The sequence below is a fragment of the Rhizorhabdus sp. genome, from assembly GCF_018006725.1.
Taxonomy (GTDB): domain Bacteria; phylum Pseudomonadota; class Alphaproteobacteria; order Sphingomonadales; family Sphingomonadaceae; genus Rhizorhabdus.
The window spans coordinates 1-3,013 of record NZ_JAGMXV010000418.1 but is presented as its reverse complement, the minus strand read 5'-3'; the positions used below and the strand labels follow the sequence as shown (position 1 = coordinate 3,013).

4 protein-coding genes are annotated in these 3,013 nt (G+C 61.2%); 2 read left to right on the top strand and 2 right to left on the bottom strand.

Translation table 11 applies throughout. The features are described 5' to 3' along the window. On the top strand, window positions 1–391 hold a 391-nt coding region (locus KAY22_RS27135; RefSeq protein ID WP_296626153.1), incomplete at its 5' end, for an enoyl-CoA hydratase-related protein. 76 nt (window positions 392–467) lie between these two features. Further along, entirely contained in the window at window positions 468–1,475 is a 1,008-nt protein-coding gene (locus KAY22_RS27130; protein WP_081933174.1) for a helix-turn-helix domain-containing protein, read from the top strand. On the opposite strand, the gene KAY22_RS27125 is transcribed toward KAY22_RS27130, so the two are convergent. Both KAY22_RS27125 and KAY22_RS27120 read right to left on the bottom strand, forming a co-directional pair. Beyond that, window positions 1,467–1,907, bottom strand: a complete 441-nt coding sequence (locus tag KAY22_RS27125) for a DUF4345 domain-containing protein (RefSeq protein ID WP_037556852.1) — start codon at window positions 1,905–1,907, stop codon at window positions 1,467–1,469. The two genes, KAY22_RS27130 and KAY22_RS27125, sit on opposite strands and share 9 nt — an antisense overlap. 20 nt (window positions 1,908–1,927) lie before the next feature. Continuing rightward, window positions 1,928–3,013: aldehyde dehydrogenase family protein (locus tag KAY22_RS27120; RefSeq protein WP_296626152.1), on the bottom strand; the 1,086-nt coding region annotated here is incomplete at its 5' end.

Here is a 3,013-nt window from a genome sequence, read left to right as displayed (position 1 = left end):
AGACGGACATGCCAATTACGGCCTGTTGCCGGGCGCAGGAGCCACCGCACGACTGCCGCGACGGCTCGGATTGAACCACGCCAAGTTTCTGATGTTCACCGGCGACCTGCTCAGTGTCTCGAACCCGCTGCTCGCGCCACTCGTGAGCATGATCGTTCCGGATAGCGATCTCCAAGAGGCGGTGGACGGCATCGCCAACAAACTTGCCTCGAAGAGCCTCTTGGGGCTGCATCACATGAAGCAGCTTTTGAACAACGCTGTCGAACTTGCTCTCCCGGAGGCGATCGAGGCGGAGCTGGACGTCAATTCGACCTACTCCTCATCGTTCGATCGCAATGAGGGCCTGGCCGCATTTCGGGAGCGCCGCGTACCGGAATTCAAGGGTGCCTAGATTGCCGTAATGAAAGCAGCCGGGCGAAATCCTTTGGCACAACAAGAGGAGCGCCCCATTATCGTGGAGAGACGAAGTGGGACATTCAACGGCAACTTCTGACGCGCCAGGTCTGGGCGGAGGGCTGCTGGTTCCACGAGCTAATCATATCCGCGTCGGCCACCGATCGCTTTTTGCGTCACAACTGGCCAGTGATCTGGACATCGAGACGCCGCCGGTACGAGCCAAAACAACGGAATTCACCTGGACGTTGTTCAGCAACCTTGCACTTCTGCGGTTTGCGTCCAAGGCATGCAGCGTCAAATATGCCGCGGAGGCTTTCCGCGACTTCTACCTGTTGAAGGTGCAGAAGGAGGGGCATGCCGCGATACGCCTCGACGATCGGATGATCACAATCGGCCCGGGTGATGTCGTGCTTTGCGACGGTGCAGCGGCGCACCAATATGAGTTCGACGACGATAACGAGCATCTCTGCCTCATCTTTTCGAAGCAGATGCTCGAAGCGCGTATGCGTCGCTCATCCCCGCCGATCGGCGATATGATCAATTACCGTATCGCGGCGCATCGATCCTCCGCGATCCTCATGAGAAGCTATGCGATAGGATTGTTGCAGCAGCTCGAGAGGTTCCAGACAGAGGCCGACGATCCGCTCGCCGCTCGCGTTCTGGGCGACACCATTCTGACCTGCTATTCCGCCGAATTTGAGACCGACCGGCGTCGCGACGACAGCTGGACCTCGGTACAGAGATTTGTTGAATCCAATCTCGAAGATCCGGCTCTGCGTCCAAGCTATATTTGTGAAAAACTGCGGCTTTCAGCCAAGAGCCTCCAACGCGTCTTCCGCAGCCAAGGAACCTCGTGTCACAAATACATTGCTGACGCACGGCTCGACGAAGCCAGTCGCCGATTGAGCGATCCTTCCCTAAGCGCCCGCATCACTGACATCGCTTACGACGTCGGGTTTGACGATCTCAGCTATTTCAGCCGTTCGTTCCGTCGCAAATTTGGAGTCTCAGCGCGGGAATATCGGCATTCGGCGCTGCGCGGAACCTTGCCCCTCTGGCGCGGCCGCCCCTCAAGCTGACCTGTTTCGTAGCCGGGCGTCCGCAATTGCGGTCCAAAACATGATCACCGGCGGCACCACCAACTCGATCGCTATCGCCGCGGTGAGAACGAAACCTGGCGACCCATACCGAAGATAGGCCAGGGTCCGTGCGAGGCCACTCAGAAACACGAAGCCGAAGAGCAAACGCAGGAGCAAGAGCCGCTCACGCAGATCGCGGCTGGCATACCAGATGAGCGGCGCGTAGCCGAGCCAGATCGCTCCGGCGAACATCAGCTGGCTGTTCAGTGTTGGATCGGAAAGCGCGGCGGATGGGAGCGCGGCGCCGGCGGTCGCGAGAAACTTCGCGCCTTGGGCGATGTCGCCGATACCGGTGGCCAGAGGAACGATGCAAAAGGCTCTTACCGCCGCGGAGAGGCCCCGCCCACCAATTGCTTCCGCCCTACCGACCATTGTCTTCGCTCCCTCTAAACCTACAGAGCCACGAGAACCGATTTGGTTTCGGTATAGGCGAGCACCCCCTCCCGCCCGTGTTCGCGGCCGAGCCCGGACTCCTTGTATCCCCCGAACGGCACGGCAGGATCGATGGCGTTATGACAGTTTCCCCAGACCGTGCCCGCCTTGATTGATCGCGCCAGCCTATGCATTGCACTGATGTCGCGGGTCCAGACCGACGCCGCCAGCCCGTAGCGCGTGGCGTTCGCGCTCTTCACCACGGCGTCGAGATCATCGAAGCGCGACACGCAAACCACTGGCCCGAAGATCTCTTCACGCATCACGCGCATCTCGGGTGAGACGTCAGCGATGATCGTGGGCGACACATAATAGCCCTGATCGGCGAGCTGACCGCCTCCTGCAACGACCGAGGCACCTTCAGTCGATGCGCTCTCGATGAAACCCATGACGGTATCGCGCTGCCGCGCCGACACCAGCGGTCCCATCTGCGTATCCGGCGCAAGCGAAGGACCGAGACGAATCCCCCGCGCTGCGTCGGCTATCCCTTCCACCAGCGCGTCGAACACGTCCCGATGGGCGAAGACGCGCGAGCCCGCTGTGCAAATCTGGCCAGAGTTGAAAAAAACGCCTCCCGCCACGCCCTGAGCTGCCTGTCCGAGATCGGTGTCGGGCAAGACGATCACAGGCGACTTGCCCCCAAGTTCGAGCGTCACGCGCTTGAGGCTGTCGGCGGCCGAGTGCGCGATCATCTTGCCTACCGAGGTCGACCCGGTGAAACTGATCTTGTCGACCTCGGGATGTCGCACCAGCGCCGCGCCGGCGCCACTGCCAGCGCCCGTCACGATGTTGATCACGCCTGCCGGGAAGCCGGCCTCAAGCACCAGCTCGGCGAACCGCAAGGTCGTCAGACTTGTCTGTTCGGCCGGCTTGAGAACGGTCGTACAGCCCGCAGCCAGTGCCGGCGCAAGCTTTAGGGCGGCGAAGAAAAGCGGAAAGTTCCAGGGCACGATCAGGGCCGCGACGCCGATCGGCTCGCGCCGTGTGTAACCATGGAAAGCGCCGGATGGCGCGAGCAACGGCTCGACGCTCTCTCCATCGAGACG